Below are 22,698 nucleotides of genomic sequence, written 5' to 3'. Positions count from 1 at the left end.
TTAGCTGAATTTCAACACGAATTCAGGCACAGCATTCCATAGTCCTAGTCGCTGCTCCTTTGTTTCCTGCAATATATTTTTACCTGTAGAGGTCAGGTGGAAGAAGCGCTTACGCTTGCCACCACGCACTTTAGTTGCCTCACCCATTTCAGAAGAGAGATAGCCTTTTTTCTCCAGTCTGCGAAGAACGGTTTGCAATGCGCCGATACTCACCTTCCGGTTGAGGCGCTGCTCCATCTCCTCGATGATAGCGAAACCATAAGCGTCATCGGTGAGGATGGCAACTGTCAGCATCACTACTTCTTCGAATTCTCCTAGTTGATGTTTTCCCATTTTATTGATATTTACCTCAAATGTAGTAATAATAAACACCTTATACCTTAATTGTAGTTTTAATGTTTCATTCCACTTCAATTTTTTTAAATGTAAGGAGCGTTACCTTTGGTTGGGAATTGCTAAAAAATGTGCTCATGCGATACTAAAACACATATTTTTGTAGCAAATAAAAATGTAAAATGAAGAACTTAATCTATCTGGCAACATTAGCTTTCATGGTTGCCTGCCAACCAGCAACACAAAAGGAAGCAACCGAGCAAGAAGCTCCAGCCTATCAAAAACCTGATCATCATTCAGAGTCACTTACCAAAGTTTTCGATGCACATGGTGGCTATGAGCCATGGTCAGCAATGAAGTCACTCTCATATATGAAAGAAGATGAATCAACAATCACCAATCTTCAGAACAGAAAAATCAGACTTGAGTCTCCGAAACAAACGATAGGTTTTGATGGGACAGACGTGTGGGTAACTCCAGACTCTGTGGATACTGAAAGAACTCGTTTTTACCATAATCTATATTTCTATTTCTATGCAATGCCGTTTGTGGTAGGCGACCCGGGAGCATACTATGAGGATGTGGAGGCACGCGAGCTGAACGGGAAGACTTACAACGGAATAAAAGTTTCTTACGGCGTAGGTGTAGGTGACGCTCCAGACGATAATTACATCATTTGGTATGATCAGGAGACATACAAAATGGAGTGGTTGATGTACACGGTGACCTTCCGAACCGGTGAGGCTACTGACAATTACAAGCTCATCAGATATGAAAATTGGGATACTTTCAATGGCTTGTTGCTTCCCACTTCTATTCAATGGTATAATTATGATGGAGAAGCAGTGGGAGAAGCCAGAGACGATGCTACGGTTTTTGAAAACATTCAATTATCAACAGAAGCACCGGATGAGAGCTTATTTGAAAAACCTGAAGGAGCCTTTATCGCACCGCTGAATAACGCAGCTGTCGAATAGAGCTAAACTCTACTCAATAAGTGTATCATGGAAGCCTGCTCTTAGCCAGTGGCTTCCATCATATATCCACAGGTTGGTCACACGGAATTGTTTGTTGAATTCAATTCCGTTTTCAGTTCCTGTGCTGGTTATTCTGGCGGTTACAATTGCCGTATTTTCATATTGCTCAACGGCATATTCATCCATTTCATAGGTATGAACTTCCAGAATTCCTGAATCTATTTTTTTCCTTCTTGATACCATATAGGACAGCCATTTTTCTTTCCCAAATGATTTCCAGGAGCTGTTTGTATGAACATAATCAGCGGTGATAAGCTCAGCCAACTTTATGGTATCACCTGCAACAAAAGCGTGATTAAAAGCTTCGATAGTTTTACGCAAATCAGGTGATGATGCTTCTTTTTTTACGGAACATCCGAATGCTATTATCAGTAGAATTAATGCGGAGAGTAGTTTCATTTTATCTTTGAGTCAAATCACCCTAATTATATGAAGCATTTATACTTGATTTTAGTAACATTAGTTGCTTTTATTCACCCACTAGTCGCTCAAAACGACCAAAACCCCATAGATAATTTGCCGGACTACATCAGTCAGGTCACGTACTTCGGTCAGCGTGCTGATTGGTCCCACGATGGAGAACGCATTCTTTTCATCGAAAAGACCTTTGGTGATGTTTTTGAAGTAAAAATCGCAACCGGGGAAATACGTCCGATGACACATCATTTCTTTCATGAAGGTTTTGTTCGTGCGCTTTATTTGTCCAATGGAGATATTCTTCTTTCTGGTGCGAAAAACTTTGATTCCAATGATCCATGGAAAAGTCGTGATGCACGAAATACCGAGCTTTGGGTACTTAAAAAGGATTTGAAGACACCTCCAACAGCACTCGGGGTGCATTGCAAAGAAGGGCCTGCTGTGTCTCGTACTAAGATGGATATTGCCTGGGCACTTGGCTCGACCATATACGCTGGAGAGATTGAGTATGATAACGGAAAACCTAAACTCAAAAACTGGAAGCCACTTTTTCAATCGTCAGACCTTCCTACTCCAGCCAAAGGATGGGATTTGGAAACACAGAATTTCCGACCATTTAAGGAGAACGAACTGATATTCTATGCATTTGGAGGCACCTTCGGCTTTCAAGCCGAAGTACTAGGCTATGATATTGAAAAGAAGACTTTCATTGACTATTCCAAAAGTGAAAAAACATATGATGAAGCAGAAGGAACGTTTCCGGATGGATTAAGTATTTTGATTGAAAGCAACCGTCATAGACCCAAATACAAAGGGATGAAAGAATTTCTTACGCTGGATCTTTATAAAATGAAATTGGATGAGTCTGGCGATGTGGAGCGTATCACATTTTTTAACGACAACCCAGAATATAAAGCCTCAAACGGTGTGATAAGCGACGATGGCAGGTACATGGCTTTTCAGTATGCGCATGTAGAAGATCCTGCAGGTAAGGGAAGAGGCATTTTGGTTCTCGACCTTCAGAAATGGGAAAAGAAAAAGGGAAAGCGTTAGCCTTCCCTTTAATTTGTTTTTTAGCTGGCAAGTTATTCTCCTACCATGATGAACGCTCCCCAGTAATAGGGACGATCATACTTTTCTTTGAGACGTTTTTGAGCAGTATTGAATGCTCGGCGCTTGTCTCCATGGGTCAACCATTCTTCATAAAAGTTCGTCATCAACTCTTGAGTTGCCGCATCGTCTACTGTCCAGATAGACATAATAATGGCGTCTGCTCCTGCAATCTGGAATGCTCGCTGCAATCCATAAACTCCCTCTCCATTTTTTATTTCACCTAATCCGGTTTCACATGCAGATAGAACCACAATATCGGTTTCGTCCAGGTTTAGGTTCATAGCTTCAAATGCGGTAAGAATTCCATCATCCGTTCCCTGACGCTCATCTAGTTCACCTGTTCGAATGAAGCTATTAGCACCGGCAAGCACAAGGCCAGATCTCAGCAATGGATTTTCAACGTACTTGTCAGTGGTGGCATCATCCGGATCCAATTCCAGGAAAAAACCGTGTGTTGCTATATGCAAGGTACTTGGGTTTTTTATCTCCTTGATTTTGTTTTCAACCGCTTCCTCGAGCAGATATACCTCGGCTTTTATTGATTTGCTAGCGTACAAGCTATCAATCAGTTGAACTTCCTTTTTGGTGCCTGGAAGCATGCCTAGGCCATTAAATGATCGCATATAGCGAACAAGATTTCCTCGAATACCTCTAGGTATTGTGGCGCCTCTTTCTAACGCACCAGTGCCTCCGCTTCGCATGCCTCTTCCGCCACTTTCTTTCTTTTCTTTTACAGATTCATCTGAACCCATGTTGTAGTTTGGATATCCAAAAAAGACGCTTCCGGTTCCATTGTTTGCCTCTGTTTCTGTCACCAAATCCTTTGTATTGGTCATGATCGAAAGATCGATTTCATTGATGAGGTACTCCTTGGTTTGCGGGTTTCTCAAGGTATAGATACTCACCTGATTGTAAACACCATCAGGTGAGAAGTAGATCTTTTTTATATCACCAAGTCGATTGGCAATGGGCCTCCAAAAAAGTCTGTAACTATAATTTTCAGCTATTTTATACTTGATAGCATTTCGATAGTTTGCCAGATATTTGTTTTCCATTTGCGCGCCATTTCGCATGATCACCATTTCGGGATAATCTTCTGTATCGGCTTTTACGATTAAAGCGGCATAGTGTACTTCATCGGTGAAAACTCCTAAAGAGTCGGTGGAAAAATCACGATATCTCACAACCTCAATTGCGGCTTCTCCTGGCTTAAGCTTAGCTTGTACATCTTGCCAGGTAAGTTTTCTGTTGGCAAAGTTTTTCCCAAAGACTTTAGATTCTTTGCTTAACTCTTCTTCCAGTGCATTTGATATTTCAGTCAATGAATCAATCTTCTTGTTGCGCTTATCAAGAGAAATGTCGGTTACGCTGAAAAGTTTAGCTAATTGTTCTTTTTGGCTAACCCAGTTTTCATATTTCTCTATCAGCACTTCATCTCCACTGGAGAGAATGCTCTCTCGTACTTTGGATGTAGCATACATAATGAGACCTTTCAGTGCCAACTGATAGTTGTAGATTTCACCAATCATCTCTTTGTCCTCACTTGAAGTTTCCTCTATAAAAGAGATGTATTGCTCAAAGCCCGGCTTGAGTTTGGTGTAGTAGAAAGTGGCCTTTTCTTCCTCTGTCAAAACTGGGAAAAAAGTATTGATCTGATTGAAATAGTTGTCAAAGGTTTCCTTGTAGTAACCCATGGCCTCTTTGGTGTTTCCTTGCTTCCAATTGATGATTGCAAGCTGATTGGTGCTTCGAGCGAAATAAGGATGTTTTTCACCGAGTGATTTCTTTCGAATAGCATAAGCTCTTTGGGCAAGAGGTAAGGCTTTGTCAATCTGCTCATATCCCAGATAGGCATTGGCAAGGTTGAAATATGGAAAAGCTGTTTCGGGATGATCTTCTCCGAGTGAATTTTCGTACGTTTTTATCGACTTTTGACCGTAATCTATTGCTTGCTCAATGGACCCTCTTTTGGTGTTAAGCAAGGTCAGGTTATTCTGTACACGACCATAATCAATACTTTCTTCTCCGGCACTCGCAGCGAAAACTTCGAGTGCTTGATTATGCAACTTTTCTGATTCGGCATATTCTCCATCGTAAAGAAAAGTAAGGCCAAGGTTCAACAAACTAAGCCCATAGGTGAAAGAGTCCTCACCGTAATATTCCTTGTCTTGCTCAAGGGTATTTTTTTGCAATTCAGCAGCTTTCTTATAATCACCTAAATTAAAATATACGAGGGCCAGGTTGCTCTCAGTTCCTGCGATTACATCTTCATTCTCACCTTGAATTCTACGTAATATATCCAGCGTTTGCTGGAACAAGGCTTCAGCTTCAGGAAGCAGTCCTTTTTCAAAATAGAGAATACCCAGACTGTTTAAAGTTGATGCATATTCGAAAGTGGCTTCCAGACCATTTTCCTCAAATATTCTAACACCTTTTGTTAGATTTTTCTCAGCTTTCTTAAAAGAGCCTTCGATGGCATAGATATCCCCGGTCCACTTATAAGTCACACCTTCATCTACTGTATTTTTTGCAACTACTTTTTGAATGTCGCGGGTCACTTCAAGTCCTTTTCCTACCTGTTCGGTTTGAAGGTAGAGCTCGATAAGTGCTTTTGAGGAATCGAAGTATTCGGCACTTTCCTTGCCGTAGTTTTTGGCATCCGACTTACGTATGGACGTGAGAAATTGTTCGGCATCTCCGTAATAACCGAGCTCTGTCTGCAGAGTAGCCATGTTGTACAATAGGTCTTTATTTTCAGCGTCAGGTTCAATTTTCAGCCTCAGCTGTAATTCCAGATTGTAGAAATCCAGAGCCGTTTGATAATCTGACAACTCATAATCATAAGCTTCTGCCAAAAAAGAATACATGTTTGCTGCCACCGTGTCCCCTTTTGTCAAAAAGTAGGACTTAATATTATCCTCTTCATCAAGAATGGTATTGTAATCATAGTCCAGGTAGGCATCGTCCAGTTTGTAGTAAAGTTTCTCTGCTTTTTTGGTCTCAAAAGTGTATTGAGAGAAACCAGAAGTACAAATTGCTAAGAGTAAAGCTGTTTGAAGAAATTTCATGTGGTAGTGATTTTAGTACTAAGAAAGCAAGCCTTTTGGACTTTCGAAAATGGGCTCACCTTTCAGAAGTTAAAGATAATGCATCTCAATACCTAAATGGATGTCATTCATGGAGCGGTGATAATAGTTAATCGAAATAACAATTTGTTAAAATATAAATGGGGCAAGACGCTTTATTTTAGTATTAGGAAAAATGTTTAAATACCTCATTTTGGGTATTTTATGCCATTTTTAAACAGACTAAATTGTCCGCCAGATTTTATACTACCACCTAAAGTCAACAACATGCTACCGAGTACCTTTAGAAAGACTGCCTTAGTTGCTCTAATTCTATTTCTTGCTTTTTCAGCAAATGCCCAAAATCAAGCCCTTGACATGTCAGGTGCCGGTAATGAAGTAAATGTCACCTACGGTTTAAATACGGGTGGTTTTACCGTGGAGCAATGGATTTATATTCCAACGGCTATTACTCAGATTACTTCACTTGTCAATCAAACCAATAGCAACACAGCCCGTCCATTAGATGCCTATGTTACTCCTACAGGACAAATATCTTTCTGGATAGGTGATGATGTAAGTTCGATCGAAGGCTTGTCAGGGGCGGGTACAATTGTAGCGGATACCTGGCATCACGTTGCAATTGTTTATGACCCTTCTTCAGTAGGTACTGAAGGACAATTATTTATAGATGGAGTATCTACTGCTGTGACTACTTCCAACTATAACGTAGGAACAGCTACCAACGATGGTCAAATTAGAATTGGGAATAGAGCTGACGGAACAATAGAAGGTGATCCCATTTACTACGACGAGGTTAGAATTTGGAACATAGCCAGAGATGGAGCGGCAATTGCTGGGGATTACAATCAAGAATTAATAGGAAATGAAGCAGGGCTGGACGTTTACCTTCGTTTTGAAAATAACCTTGATGATGATGCCTTTGTCAACCTTTTTCAAGATGGTTCATTAGTGGCAGGTAGTATTAACTACGTTGCTGGAGCGCCTATTCAGGAAAATAACTATGGGCTCGATTTTGATGCTACGGATCAATATGTTGACTTTGGAACGAACCTTAGAGATAACTTAGCTGGGCTTCCGTCTCTTACTGTTGAAGCCTGGGTCTATCGAACGGCAGATAAGCCTTTTCATACGGTGATTGGTAACTATACTTCGTTACTCCAATTCCTGTTAAGAATCGACAATAATAAAGTAGCCTTTTTTGTGGACTCAGATATAGCTGGATTTACAAATGCCCAAGGGGTTACAGATGTTCCGATTAATACTTGGACACACATAGCAGGTACCTGGGATGGAACAGACATTAAGGTTTTCATCAATGGCGTTCAAGACGGCATTGCCAGTTATTCAGGAGGCGTGCTTTCAGGTGATGGTGGTAATGTAACCATCGGAGGAAATACAGGTGCTCCTGGTGGAGAGTTTATGCAAGGCCAAATTGATGAGGTTAGGGTTTGGAATTTTGCTCGAACCGAGTCACAGATCAATGCATTCAAAGACCAGGAAGTGAATGCGCTAATGCCCGGACTTTTTGCGTACTTTGACTTTTCGGATGGACCAAATACAAGTACGGTAAGTGATTTAAAAGGAGGAAGCCCAGGAGTCCTTACTAGTATGGATGCAGCCACGGATTGGATTGCAGCTATACACGGTTTATCTCCCGCAGGTCCATTGGATATTACAAATCCAGATGTTTCTATTTCATCTACTGAAACAGATCCTACAGCCGCTAACCCGATTCCAATTACGATCACCTTCACTGAGGAAGTTGTAGGGTTTGATCTTTCTGATATCACAGTTAATAACGGGACGCCGAGTAACTTAAATACTGCAGATGATATTGAATTCACGGCGGATATAACCCCTTCAGGCGGAGGTCTGGTATTAGTGGATATTTTCTCGGCAGTAACCACAGATTTAACGGGGAACTTCAATAACTCATCTAGCACATTCACCATTACCTACGACCTTTCTCCCCCAGTCATTCAGGCAACCTCACTTTCTTCAGCAAGAAATAGAATTTATGTAGAATTTGATGAGGGGGTTTATGGAGCCGCCGATGGCACTACTCCGGTAGATGTGGGAGATTTTAATGTAAATACGGTTGGGGGCGTTGCCTCTGTTATTATTAACTCGCTCAATGTTTTAAGTCCTTCGGAAATCGAATTCGACATAACGATTAGCGGAACGCCGGATGGCAATGAGGTGGTTGACGTTACTCCGGTCGCTACTTCCGTTTATGATGAAGTAGGCAATGTGATGTCTACGATTCAAACTTCAAACCTGGTAGGCCTTGGTGATAATTCAGTCTTGAGTTTTGATGGGGACGATGATTATGTCAGAATTCCTTCAAATGCTGTATTTAATAACCAGAATTATACATTGGAAGCATGGGTAAATCTTCAGGCACTTCCAGGGGGTTCTAATTCTTACACTTTTGTTTCAAAAGGAACACTTATTTCGGATGGAGGTCTTAATAGGAACGGTTACACCTTATTATATGGTGATCTTGGTGGAGGTCTAGCTATCGCTTTAGGTCAACATAGCTCCTTTGATACGGAGGTTGTACAATACCCAATAAGCTTAAGTCTCAATACATGGTATCATGTAGCTGGAACATACGATGGCACCACCATGCGCCTGTATTTAGATGGCGTAGAAGTAGCTACTAATGGTGCTCTTGGCGCAAATGACGTAATTCACACGGGAGATAATCTTGATGTAAAAATCGGAGCAATGGAAGGTGTGGCATCGAGCACGAACAACCACCATGGGCTGTTGGATGAAGTGCGAATCTGGGATTATCCAAGAAGTGCTACACAAATCACAGCATTGCTTGATGAAGAAATTAGCGGTTTACAGAATGGATTGGTAGCCTATTATGATTTCAATGAAGCTGCAGGAACGACATTGACTGATATTGTTGCAGCTAGAAACGGCACACTGGATCCAGCAATGAATCTGGCTGGAGCGACAGGTAACTGGGCTTCAGGAGGTACGATTTTGGCGCCAGCAGATGTAACAGCACCAGTCATCACTTTCGCTGAAGACCTGCAGACAATCGGAGTAACAAACGTTGGTGGTACTATCGATGATAATTTTGCCGCTATTGAAGTTTCACTCGATGGTGGAACGACCCGAACTCCGGCCACCAATAATGGTGATGGAAGCTGGGAATATGATATGGCAGTTGATCCTAACTTCGGTGGTGAAGTTCCATACACTGTCAACATCTATGCGGTTGATCAAGCGGAGAATGAAGGGTCTGTTGTTGGCAATGTTGCTCTTGATTTTCAGAATTCACTTTCGTTTGACGGAGTTGATGATTACGTTGAAATTCCGGATGCCGCTTCATTAGATATCACCGGAGCGCTAACCCTGGAAACTTGGGTTCAATTCAATTCGGCCATTGACGAAGAACACCCACTTATAACCAAATGGAATCCGGATGCCGGACCAGAGCAGCGTGCATATCTACTTCAAATATCAAATACATCCGATGTAGTTTTTGCGGTTTCTACCGACGGGACTACTGGTGCCGAGGGGACCAATTTCTCTGCTATTCAGAGTCCATATACTTTCCAAACTGGGCGATGGTATCACATTGCAGCAACTTATGAACCTTCCTCCTTTATTCGTGTATATGTCAATGGAGAGCTAGTGGGTGAAAACACGACTAGTATTATGCCTTCCATCTTCAACAGTAACGCGTCAGTTGTACTGGGAGATAATGGGAATCAGGTCGAAGTAGGAGTCGGCGGGGTGACCACCGGTGAGGCAATGCTCATGGATGAAACTCGAATTTGGTCTTATGCGAAAGATCAAAGCACGCTTCAGAGCGAAATTACTACGACAATCACCGGATCTGTAACGGATCTCGTTGCTTCTTATACTTATGATGAAATATCAGGCACAACCTTAGTAGATCAGGGATCATTGGGTAATGATGGCACACTGAATGATAATAACAACGGAGTTGCGGATGGAGAAAGTAGCGGACCTATTTGGGGAGTATCTACTGTTTATGATGCAGATGTGCTAGCTCCATTCTACGAGGTTGGCTACCCTCTCATTGACAATATATCTGCAACAGATTTAGACATTACGGTTCAACTTAATGAGCCGGGTACATTTTACTACGTGATTGTTCCAGACTTATCAACGCCACCAAGCGTTGACGATGTACGAGCAGGAACAGGATTTGGCGGCACAGGACAAGTGGATGCTGGCAATGTGGTTGTGACAACAGCCACTACTGATTTTGTATTAAATGCTACTGGCTTATCGGCAGCAACGGATTATGATTTGTATGTGGTGGCTCAAGATGATGAAGGCTCTCCGAATGTGCAAAGCTTCGCAAGCTTTTTTGATGTCTCTACTATATCACTATCTCCCCATATTGTAATTAATACCAATGACTCAGGACCAGGATCATTAAGAGAAGCCATTAATTTCGCTAACGCTAACTCACCTACCACCATCACATTCAACATTCCAGGTGGAGGCCCACACATTATTAGTGTAACAACAACGCTTCCCGACATCACGGCCGCAGGAACCATCTTAGATGGCACCAGTCAACCGGGCTGGATATTTGGCGATGTAAACAACATGGTTGCCATTGATGGGTCTGCAATCGGATCCAATTCAAGTGGAATTAATATCAACGAAGCAGCAGATGTGGAAATCTATGGCTTGATCCTTACCGGATTCAGTGGACTCACATCACATGCGGCGATTGAATTGACAGGAGATGGAGCTGATAATGTCTTTATAGGAGCACCTGGTATGGGCAATATCATTCATGGCGGAGGAACTTCCGGAATTTATATCACGAATTCAGATTCAACGGTTATTCGCGGTAACTGGATTGGAACGCTCAATGGAACGACTCCATCAGGTAACAATCACCATGGAATTTCTGCAACCGGCACAGTCGATAACCTTACCATTGGAGGAAATTCATTAAGTGGAGAAGGTAACATAATAGCTGGTGCAGGGAATGGTAAATATGGAATAACTGTGGGCATCACGGGTACGAACTTATCCATCACAGGGAACCTAATTGGAACGGACTCAACAGGTAATGTCTCTATGAATAATGAGGCAGGTGGAATCGATGTTGGGGGAGCAGTCACTTTTGTCATTGGAGGTGTCGGTCCAGGTGAGAGGAATATTATTTCCGGAAATAATACGGACACCAATGCAGATGGGATCAATATAGGAAATTCACCAACAGGAAGCATCCTAAATAATTATATCGGAGTTGGAGAAAATGGAACTACACCACTTGGAAATGGAGGATACGGGATACTTTTTGCTAATTCAGCAAGTAATGTCCTTGTTGATGGAAATATCATTTCTAACAATGGCACTGATGGCCTTTATCTAGGCAATGGAAGTTCCATGCTGACGGTTGCTAACAACATCATTGGATTAACAGCAGATGGACTAACAGCATTAGGAAACACCAATGACGGAATAAGAATAACCAACGGGACAAACATTACTATTTCAGGAAATACCATTTCTGCCAATGGTAGTGATGGAATCGCTATTGATGGAGATCAAACCAATCTGGATATCAACACCAATGTAATTGGATTAGATATCAGTGGACAGGGCGACATGGTGCTTGATGGAGATGGAGTTACTGTCACTAGTGATAATACCTTTGGAAACCAGGCAAACGGAATTGTACTTAACCTGGTAGATGGTTCGAGTGCAGGTAACTCAATAGTTGGAAATCTGATTTCTGGTAACGGAGTGTTTGCCGACGCAAATACTGGTTCAGTTGGAATTGGAATCTATATCAACGCTGACACACGGGGTTTCACTATTCAGGACAATGTGATCGGATTAGAAATAGACGAATCCACGCCGCAAAAAAATATCAATTCAGGTATATATATCAGCGGACTTTCAAATTCTACAATTGGAGGAACTGGAGCTGGAGAGTCAAACTTAATTGGTCACAATGGTGATTATGGGATTGAAAAGTTAGGCACCAATATGAATGGTGTTAATATTCATGCAAATGAATTTGACTGCAATGAAAAAGGGGGCATAAGTTTTACATCAACACCCGATATAGATGCTCCTATTATAACTCTGGTATCTCCAACTTCAATATCCGGAACCACTACAGCAGAGGACAATTCGAACATATTTATTTATGAAGCTGATTCGTGTAATAATGATCAAGGTCGTCTGCTGGTAGCGGACTCACTTGATGCAGTAAGCGGCGGTGTATGGACCGTTAATGGAGCTTTTCAACCGGGTAAATATTACATGGTGGTAGTTGAAGATGATGAAACAGCAATAAATGCCACGCTAAGTTCATCAGAATTTTCATTGCCTGATTCAATTCCGGCTAGCTTGGTCACAAACACAAATGACACGGGTGCTGGATCACTAAGAGACGCCATCACCTACGCCAACGCCAACCCAGGAACTACCATTACTTTCAATATTCAAAGTGCGGCCCCTTGGGTAATTCAACCTGCTTCTCCTTTGCCCCTACTAAATGCAGTAGGAACAATCATCGACGGATCCACGCAACCTGGTTTTTCCTTTGGGGTAGCCAATGCCATGGTCCAAATTGATGGAACAAGCAGTGGGGCTCCTGATGGCCTTAATGCACAAGTAAATAATATTGAGATATATGGTTTGCATATCACCGATTTTTCCAACGGAGGAATTAATAGCGGCGGCAATGTAGATGGTGTGATCATTGGATCGCCCGGCGCCGGGAATATACTAAGTGGGAATACATTTGGCGTGAATATATCTGGAGATTGGACAGTGGATTCCAATAGGATAGGCACCACTCCAGATGGAACCTCTTCCAACCCCAATAGTAGTCATGGAGTAAGACAAGGGGGTGGAACCAGTACGATTACCAATAACCTAATATCAGGAAATGTCCAAGATGGGATTCACCTTGTGAGCTCTACTGGAGGTGCAAACCACATTATCACAAATAATCTGATAGGTACGAATGCCCTAGGAAATGCTCCAATCGCCCAAGGCGCTGGTATCAATCTAAACAATCAAAATGGGGTGACCATTGAAGATAATGTCATATCAGGTCACGTAACCAATGCAATAGAAAGTGGGCAGCTTACAAGTGGTCACCAGATCAACCGCAACAAAATAGGTACGGATATTACCGGGACTTCTGCCATTGCGAATAACAATGGACTAATTTTTTCCAATACGCTATCTTCAACCCGTATCGGATTCAGAGATAATTCAAATATCATCGCCTTCAACACTACGGACGCTATCAATATCAGCAATGGGAATGATAACACATGGGTTGATAATGAAATATACAGTAATGGCAATGGGATTGTTTTAGGAGGCAGTGCCAATGGTAGTATATCTGTTCCAACAATAGATAATGTAAGCACGACAGATGTTTCAGGAACAGGTGTTGAAGGTGGAACTATTCATTTATATCTGGGTGATGGTTCTGGACAAGGTCAAACGCTACTTGATTCTACAACAGTATCAGGAGGAATCTGGTCAATTGGTGGATTGTCGTTAGGGGTAACGGACGAGGTGGTTGCAACCGTAACTGATTATAGTGTTGGATTTGGAACTTCCGAATTTACGCCGGCAGCCAGCATACCTGGAGAAATTGTGACTAACACCAATGACACTGGTGCAGGCTCTTTACGAGAAGCAATTACGAATGCCAATGCCAGTCCGGGAACAGCGATTACATTCAATATTTCAGGTGGAGGCCCATGGATTATCAATCTGGCTACTGCGCTTCCACAAATTACAGCAGCCAACACCGTTATTGATGGAACAACACAGCCTGGATGGGCATTCGGAGATCCAAATGCAATGGTTCAAATCAACGGATCAGGAATCGGCGGAAACGCCAATGGCATAAACATAGATGCAGCAAATGTTGAAGTTTATGGACTCATTTTCACTGGTTTTAGCGGAAACTCAACAAACGGAAATGTTTACCTCGCATCAGATGCATCAGACTATTCGGTGATCGGAGATTCTGGCAAAGGCAACATTTTTCATGCATCAGGAGGTAATGGTATTTATGTCGTTGACGGTGATAGCGCAGTAATCAGAGGAAATAGAATAGGTACCTTAGATGGTAACACAGCTTCAGCAATTGGCGATCACGGAATCGCCACCACTGGAGAGATAGACTATCTAATTGTAGGAGGAGACTTTTTCACCGGTGAAGGAAATACAATCTCAGGCTCAGGTGCCTCTAGGTATGGTATGAACTTGAATGGCTCAGGAGGAGGCACAGGTCTATCAGATGTAACCATTGCAGGAAATAGAATTGGAACAACCTCCAATGCCGATGCAGCCATACCGAATGGATTAGGAGGAATCAATCTTATTGGAACCGTTTCTGCGGTTACCATTGGTGGAGCCTCTCCTAGCGACCTAAATGTTATATCAGGTAATTCCAATCGAGGAATAAGAATCCAGGCAGGAAATTCGATAGATATAGAAGGAAACTACATAGGATTGCAATCCGATGGATCCTCAGCTTTAGGAAATGCGGGAGCAGGTATCCAAATTAATTCAGCTGCTATCAATGTCAATATTGGAACGACTGTCCAAAATATCATTTCCGAAAATACTGGAGAGGGTATTCTATTTGACGGGAACAATTCTCAAAATGTAGCGCTTGGCAACAATATTTTTAGTTGTAATGCAAGTGGTGGTATTGGATACGGTTCCGGGCCTTTAACTCCAGGCGCAACCATAGACGACATCAGTTTAACCACCGTAAACATTTCTACGACTGCCGCTAATGGGAGTACTGTAAATGTATATTTTGCTGATGATGGATGTAATAATGACCAGGGATTAGCCCTTGCTGGAACAGGATCGGTCACTGGCGGAATAGCCGCAATAAGTGGAGGTTTTGCGCCCGGTTCAAATTATGTGGCGTTGGTTGAGGATGCAAACGGCTATTCGGAATTTTCTGCTCCATTCCTATTTGTTAACTCCTATCCTTCAGCTGAAGGCGCGGGTGAAGCGCTTACATTTGACGGTACTGATGATTTTGTTGAAATACCTTCGCTTGACGTATCCGGACTAAATGCGCTTACAGTTGAGGCATGGATCAAACCGAATGACATTCCTAACGGGCCGGGAAATCAATACGCAACCATAGTCGGTAAAGGATCATATGGAGCAGCAGGAACCAACTCAGTCAGTCTATACCTGTTTGGATCGGACGCTTCGCCTTTCTCAGAACTAAGAGGTCGTATCGATAATGGAGGCTCTGTTGAAGAAGTAACCTTTGATGCTAACAACCTCTTCTCTGGAGAATGGGTGCATGTAGCACTTTCATGGAACTCAGGAGATCCTGTCAACCTCTACGTCAACGGAGAATTGGTAGATAGCAGCGCGCCAATCTTTGGACCTATAAATTCGGTAGGAGATAATCTCATGATTGGTTCAAGTGCACAAGGTGGTGAATTGCTTTTTGAAGGTGAAATTGATGAAGTTAGAATTTGGGATTTTGAAATGCCGGAAAGCTCATTGCGTGAATATCTTACTCAGAAAGTCACCAATTCACATCCCGCTTTTTCCAACTTGTTGGCATACTACAGAATGGACGACAGTGGAGATGCATTGACTTTACAGGATTTTAAAGGAATTCATGAAGGCACGGTCGGGGGAGGATCTTCCTATGTTTTATCAGGAGCTCATTTAGGAGATTACAGTACGTACGAATATTCTTACAGTGCTGGATCAGGAAGAAAGCTGGACAATTTTAGACTGAGTAATCTGGGAACTGCAAACCTGCCATTGCATATATATCGAATCAGCGGAACACCAGCCAATAACGTAGTATCCGGCTTTGATAACATTGCCGATACGGCCTATTATGGCGTTTTCTCACCGAGTCAAACGTACGATGTAAGCGACAGCATTGGCTCATTGACTTCCGACCGAAGAATTCTTTATCGTGCTGATGGTGCCGATCCGGCATGGACAAGTATTAGTGGCGTATTAGGAGTAGATCTGCAGGAAAATCAAATATATGCTTATGGACAATCAGGAAGCGGTCAGTTCACAACAGCCATTGACCAAAATCCATACCCAACTCCTGTAGACGCTGGCCATGCAATGAGTTTTGATGGTGTTAGCGATTATATACAAGGGCCGGATCTCACCGGTGAGATATCAAATGACTTTACGTTTGAGGCGTGGGTGAAAACCTCTGCTACAGGGCCAATGAATATTCTATCCATTGGAACCAATGTGACTAATCAAGGCATCGCCTTAAAGCTGAGAAGCACAGACCAGCTTTCTATAACTCCAAGCGGAGTAAATGGTCCATCATCAGGAACCAGCAACAATGATGGTCAATGGCATCACGTCGCGGGTGTCTACAGTGGCACGGATTTAAGACTCTATGTAGACGGTGTGGATCTTGGATCTATTACGACATCACTTTCAGTCGATTATTCGCAGTTTAGAATTGGAACCAACGCCGTAGATGCAAGTCAGCCATGGAATGGAGATATCGATGAAGTTAGAATCTGGAACATAGCCCTGACTGAAACCAATATTCGTGATCACATGATTGGCAAACTGGATGCAGATTTTGACAGTCTCAATCACCTGGTGGCCTATTATAGATTTGATGAGAACAATGCCTCATCAGCAATTAACCTGGCCGGAGACGCGGATGGTACCGTTACTGGAGCAACACCTGTGATCTCAGGAGCACCTCAAGGTCAGGGAAGCATTTATACATATGCAGGCACGCCAGGGGTACTAAACACAGCTCAGTTCGGTGAGGATATCAATGTCCATTACCAAGATGCTACAGGAGGTATTCACGGGTATTTAGTTGAGGGAGATCCAAATCAACTTCAGGCCGATGGGTTCAATAATCTGGATCAAGGAAAGTACTTTGGAGTCTTCGCTCCAGGAGGTCAAAAAGTTGATCTTCGAATGGATTACAATAATGGTGGTAGCTACGATCCCGACAGAAGAATTGTCTATAGAACAGATGCCACTGACAATGCTGCAGTTGGAGGTTGGGAAAGACTTTCAGGATTGATCAATTCGGATGTATCCAACGATTCAATTTTCGCTTACAACGTTCAACAAGGAGAGGTATCTACTGCCACACTAAATCCACCTAGCTCATACCCAACACTTGGTGATACAGATCCAGGATCAGCATTGGATTTCGATGGATTAGATGATCAAATCGATTTAGGAAATATTGCCTCATTATCGGAAACAGACGCATTTACGATTGAAGGGTGGTTTAACCAAACCACATTAGACCAGACCCGTGGCATGTTTATCATGCGTACCGACGCAAGCAATCAAATACGAGCAAGAACATGGTCTGACGGGAACCTATATGTCTACCTCCACAATGGAAGTACATTTAACGCAGCATTTGATTATTCTTCTGTAGTGACCGCTAATGATTGGTTCCATTTTGCAATGGTATTTGATGGTAGCGGTGCTACTGATGCAGATCGAATGAAAGTTTTTGTCGATGGAGTGGAGGTAACGCTGACTTATAATGGAACAGTGCCTTCAATGACACCCGATCTTTCAGCGGCTGATTTCTTGATTTCCGATGACGTGGATGGCGATAGCGATTATTGGCTAGGACAAATGGATGAATTCCGAATTTGGAATGCTGCAATTTCCGAGACAGATATACTCGGATATGCCAACACAACCAACATTGAAAGCCATCCAAACTATTCGGAGATGCTGGCATACTACAAGTTTGACGAAGGAACGGGAAGCAATGTGGAAGATGTTTTTTCAAATAATGATGGAACATGGAATGGTCCGTCAGGCTCCAATGTTACGCCAAATTGGGTAGCATCCGGAGCTTTGGCCGATGCTGTACCGGACCCTTTTATTACCACTTGGTCTACGTCAGATGGTCAGATTACAATACGCAGGAACAGTGGTCTTACTTACAACTATGACGTAGCATGGACTAATCTCACCAATCCAGGAGTTGCAGAGGGATCACTCTCAGCACAAACAGGTAATGCGGTACTCGCAGGTCTTGAAAATGGAAGTACATACGAAGTAGTTATAACAGGAACTTTTCCAGCTATTCAATTTGCAGATACAGGAGATAAAAACAAAATCTTAACCATTGAACAATGGGGAAGTAATGCCTGGGAAAGTATGGTGGACGCATTCAACGGATGCTCCAATTTAACATATAATGCAAGTGATTCGCCAGATTTATCCGGAGTAACAACATTACTTAGAATGTTTAGAAATGCATCCTCATTTAATGGTGATTTAAGTGGTTGGGATTTCTCTGGAATTTCAAATTTTGGTGGAATCTTCGAAAATGCTACCTCATACGACCAAAACTTAGGGTCTTGGGATGTCAGTGGCGCGACCAATATGAATGGAATGTTGGACAATTCAGGATTGTCTATAGCAAACTATGATGCTACACTAACAGGTTGGTCAGCGCAAACACTTCAAACGGGAGTAGGTTTAGGTGCCGCAGGACTTTCGTACTCTTCAGGAGCCCAATCAGCAAGAGATGTCCTTATCAATGCTCCAAATAATTGGATCATTTCGGGAGATGCTCAAGTAATTACAAACTTTGCCCTCGACTTTGATGGAACAAACGACTATGTCCAACTCCCGAATATTCCACTGAATCCAAATACGGATAATTATACCGTAGAGCTATGGGCTAAGGCAGATGCGTTTACAGGGACGAACAACCTAATTGTTCAGGAAGACGGAACAGGTACAGGAAGAGCCTACTTGTTCTTCACTGGCCAAAACCTGGCATCAAATCAAGGAGCCAATACTACCGGCTCTACTACCTTAGTTACTGATACCTGGTATCATCTGGCTGTTACATTTGACGGGTCAGATATTCGATTGTATATAGATGGTGCACTAGAAACGCAAGCACCGCGTGTACCCGAAGGTACCAATGGGCAATTCAGACTAGGGATCAGTAAAGACGGCACCTTTCCTCTGGATGGACAAATTGATGAAGTGAGAATCTGGGATTTCGCGAAAGATGATATACAGATTACTGCTCAGAAAGACGAGAAGTTGGTAGGAAATGAATCTGGCTTAATAGCATATTATCGATTGGATGAAGGAACTGGAAACACAACCGTTACTGATTTAGTAGGAGGTCCGGATGGTACGCTTACTAACATGGATGAAAATACCGACTGGGTAGCAGGACCTTCGTTAAGCCCGCCGGTTGGTGGATCCACATTCTTCGAGGATTTCACTAACGAACCATTACCTGGAACCGCATCTTCTGGTCCATTCATATTTGAATCTGGACTTTGGGATGGCGTAGGCGTACTAGAATCAGGAGATATAGATGCTCGCGGAGGAACAGGGAATGCAGCAAGAATAGAATCTGGAGGAGGTAATTATATCCAAACACCTCCATTGGATCAAGCAACTACTTTCGGTTTCTGGTATAAGGGAGAAAGCACTGGAGGAACATATGACATTATTGCCTCAAGTGATGGGGGAACAACATTTGATATCGTAGTTGGATCCATCAATCCAGATCCAACTTATCAAGAAATATCGATTGACTTTACCTCAAACTTTGACCCAACCTATACCGGACCAATCAGAATTGAATTTAATGGAGGGTCAAATCCACTTTTCATAGATGATGTAAGCGCTGATGTAGATATTCTAACGGCTGATGTAACTCTGTCAACACTACCTGTAGGTGATGCCTCAATCAATCCGGGAGATACAGATGTCATGATCTACAAAGCCAGCGCGACCATTGCAACAACAGAAGCATATGTTGAGGGACTCTTCTTAGTGCCTAGTGGTGCCGATTCCACCGATTTTGAATTGAATGGGTTTGATTTCTATCAAAATGTAGGGTCTGACAATTTTGGCTCTGCTACTCTTTTGGGCACTAGCTCATGGAGTCCTGGTAATCCAATTCCTCGTAATGCCATTGGCTTGCTGTTCTCTGACACTTATGCGGTTGGTGAAACAGTATATTATTATGTCACTGCTGACATCAGCACTACAGCGAATTCGACAACATTTAGTCTGGATCTGCCACCCGTAGATAATTTTGGATTTGGAGAAAGCAATAAGATAGATGGAGGATTGACTGCCGGAGATAACTTTACAATTTCAGGTGGTCCGGACACCACGCCTCCAAATGTCTCTAATTTATCTCCAAGCCTAGGGACAATCATTGACGGTGATACACAATTTGATATTACTGTCACGTTTGACGAGGCTATGGATACTGGCATTGATCCAACCATATCGTTCCCTGTGGAAGATCCGACCAATACGCTGACCTTTAACGTCGGCAATTGGGATGACACTTTCAACTTCACGGCATCATATAATGTCGCCGATGCAGATGAGTTATTGTCAAACATTGATGTTCAGGTCACCGATGCTCAAGATGCAGCGGGTAATCAGATGGGAACATACGATGCGGTAGATGTATTTAACATTGATACAGAGAATCCAACAATAACGGTTGATACCTATGCTACTTCTATCACCAGTCCTCAATTGACAGGAACCATTGACGATGCGAACGCAAGCATAGACATTGAAGTAGATGGATCAAACTATTCGGCAACCAATAATACCAACGGAACCTGGACCTTGAATGCAGGAGCTATTGCTAGCCTGGCAGATGGAACGTATGATGTAATTGCTACAGCTACCGATCAATCGGGAAACATCGGAACAGACGTTACTTTAGATGAGCTCATTGTTAGTCAAAGCGTGGTAACACTACCGGCTGAAGATGTAACGTCTACGAGCTTTACTGCTCGCTGGAGCGAAGGTTTGGATGTGCAAACCTATCAGATCGATGTGTCTACATTGGCTGATTTTTCCACGTTTGTCTCAGGCTTCCAGGGCACTCAAACCACTGCGACGAGCATCTCAGTTAGCAATCTTGACTTTTCTACGACATACTACTATCGTGTGAGGATGGTAAACACCTCAGCACAGGTTTCAGACAACTCCAACACTACGATTGTTAAAACGGATATTGACGCAGAAACCATTGCAGATTCAACAGCTCTTCGTCAGATCTATGCCGCTATTAATCCTCAGGGACTAAACTGGGAGACGGATAGGTTGCGCGATTGGATTGGAGTAGATCTGGATCCCGCCACCCGAACCAGAGTAGAAATTGTGGATGTTAGAGGTACAAGTGCTGCTGGAGATATGCCTAATCCATTTACAGCAGGAGCTGTTGGAGGCCTTACTAACCTACTTGAGATGGATGCTTCGGATAATGAAATTACGGGTTTGATGGATTACTCCGGAACTACAATCAACGATTTGAATGTAAGCAGTAATCGTCTTGAGTTTGATGATTTAGAACCGCTCGTAGGCATTCAGACACTAGATTACTCGACTCAGGCAAGTATCCAGCTCAATGAGTCTGCCGGAGAACCAATTGAAGTTCGATATGATACAGATTATAGTCTGTCTGTCGACATTGGAGGCACCAACAATACATACAGGTGGTATAGGAATGATGTACTAATAAGTTCAGGAGATGATTTTATTGTAAATAATGCGACAAGCGTGATCCTGGCCATAGATTATGATAATATGGGAACCTTCCGCGTGGAGGTGTCAAGTCCATCATTAGTTCCTGCTCTTACTATCGATGTTGATCCCCAACAGGTTTTGGCGATTGCAGATATGGAAGTCTCAGTCACCGATGCAGATGGCAACCCATTAACGGCACCTTTAAATGGCTATATGCTGGAAACGACTCGAACGTCAACTGGATTTAGAGTGCTGGAAACACTCGAAAATGTGAACCCACCCACATTTACATTCCCGGATGTTGTGCTTGGTAACTACATCATTTTTGTGGAATCAGACCTGGAACTATACATCCCCACCTATTTTGGAGATGTATTTGAATGGACAGAGGCTGATACACTTTTCTTTAGAAGTGATGATGTAATCGCAATGAAGATGGTGGAAGTGCCTGCTGTGCTTGGGCCAGGAGATGGAGATGGTAATCTTGATGTATTGATTGAAGAAGACTTTGGTGACGATGAAGGTAGAGTAGACGCCAGAAGGAGAGCCTCAAAAAGGAAATGTGGTCTAAGAAGAAAACGTTCTGGTGGACGTACGGGTCAAGATGATGATGAGTTTGAGCTGATTGCCTACGGAGAAACAGATGACGATGGTGAATTCCAGTTTGGCTTCTTGCCGCAAGGTACTTACAGATTCTTCGTTGAATATCCGGGTATTCCACTTGATGAATCTTCCTTTGTTCAGTTTGATGTTGGGGAAGCAGGAGTAAGTGATACGGACTTCAAGCTACAGGCTTTTGCCACGGAAGATGGTGTTGAAGTAACCATCGAGGCGGTGCTGGGCGTAATACTTGAATACTTCAAAGATCTGGAGATCTACCCAAATCCATCTAGCGAATACCTGAATATCCGATATCGTCACTTAAAATCGAACGACGTTGTAGCACAGCTTGTCGATCTGGCTGGTAATACAATGTGGTCTGAAGATTTAAGAAATGGATTCGACGGGCAGCTGAGGATAGATGTGGCCGATTTTGAAGAAGGCATATACATCCTGAGATTCTACGATCGTGAAAGTCCACAAGACAATGTGGTAAGCTTCCGTGTCATCGTTAAAGATTAATTCCTAATCACCTATTTAGGAAGGGGTGGCGAAAG

At 42.7% G+C, this 22,698-nt stretch carries 6 protein-coding genes; 3 read left to right on the top strand and 3 right to left on the bottom strand.

Going from position 1 to position 22,698, the window contains the following annotated elements:
- Window positions 1–333: a PadR family transcriptional regulator gene (locus tag ACL8WY_RS08850; protein WP_436518050.1), complete on the bottom strand. Its 333-nt coding sequence runs from the start codon at window positions 331–333 to the stop codon at window positions 1–3.
- A gap of 182 nt (window positions 334–515) precedes the next feature.
- Between ACL8WY_RS08850 and ACL8WY_RS08845 the strand changes: the two genes are divergently transcribed.
- On the top strand, window positions 516–1,310 hold the full coding sequence (locus ACL8WY_RS08845; protein WP_436514342.1) for a DUF6503 family protein: 795 nt from the start codon (window positions 516–518) through the stop codon (window positions 1,308–1,310).
- A 9-nt stretch (window positions 1,311–1,319) separates the two neighbouring features.
- Here ACL8WY_RS08845 and ACL8WY_RS08840 read toward each other — a convergent pair whose 3' ends face one another.
- Window positions 1,320–1,769, bottom strand: a complete 450-nt coding sequence (locus tag ACL8WY_RS08840; protein ID WP_436514341.1) for a nuclear transport factor 2 family protein — start codon at window positions 1,767–1,769, stop codon at window positions 1,320–1,322.
- 30 nt (window positions 1,770–1,799) lie between these two features.
- Between ACL8WY_RS08840 and ACL8WY_RS08835 the strand changes: the two genes are divergently transcribed.
- A complete protein-coding gene (locus ACL8WY_RS08835; RefSeq protein ID WP_436514340.1) occupies window positions 1,800–2,840 on the top strand; it encodes a hypothetical protein in 1,041 nt (346 codons plus the stop codon).
- Between the two features lie 32 nt (window positions 2,841–2,872).
- Here the strand turns inward: ACL8WY_RS08835 and ACL8WY_RS08830 are convergent, their stop codons facing one another.
- Window positions 2,873–5,968 (bottom strand): CHAT domain-containing protein, encoded by a 3,096-nt coding sequence (locus tag ACL8WY_RS08830; RefSeq protein WP_436514339.1) that lies wholly within the window; start codon window positions 5,966–5,968, stop codon window positions 2,873–2,875.
- Between the two features lie 285 nt (window positions 5,969–6,253).
- On the opposite strand from ACL8WY_RS08830, the gene ACL8WY_RS08825 reads away from it, so the two are divergent.
- Window positions 6,254–22,663 (top strand): LamG-like jellyroll fold domain-containing protein, encoded by a 16,410-nt coding sequence (locus tag ACL8WY_RS08825; RefSeq protein ID WP_436514338.1) that lies wholly within the window; start codon window positions 6,254–6,256, stop codon window positions 22,661–22,663.
- Window positions 22,664–22,698 lie beyond the last annotated feature (35 nt).

It is taken from the genome of Ekhidna algicida, assembly GCF_051379705.1.
Lineage (GTDB): Bacteria > Bacteroidota > Bacteroidia > Cytophagales > Cyclobacteriaceae > Ekhidna.
The sequence above is the reverse complement of the archived record's forward strand: the minus strand, read 5'-3'. Positions and strand labels throughout refer to the sequence as shown.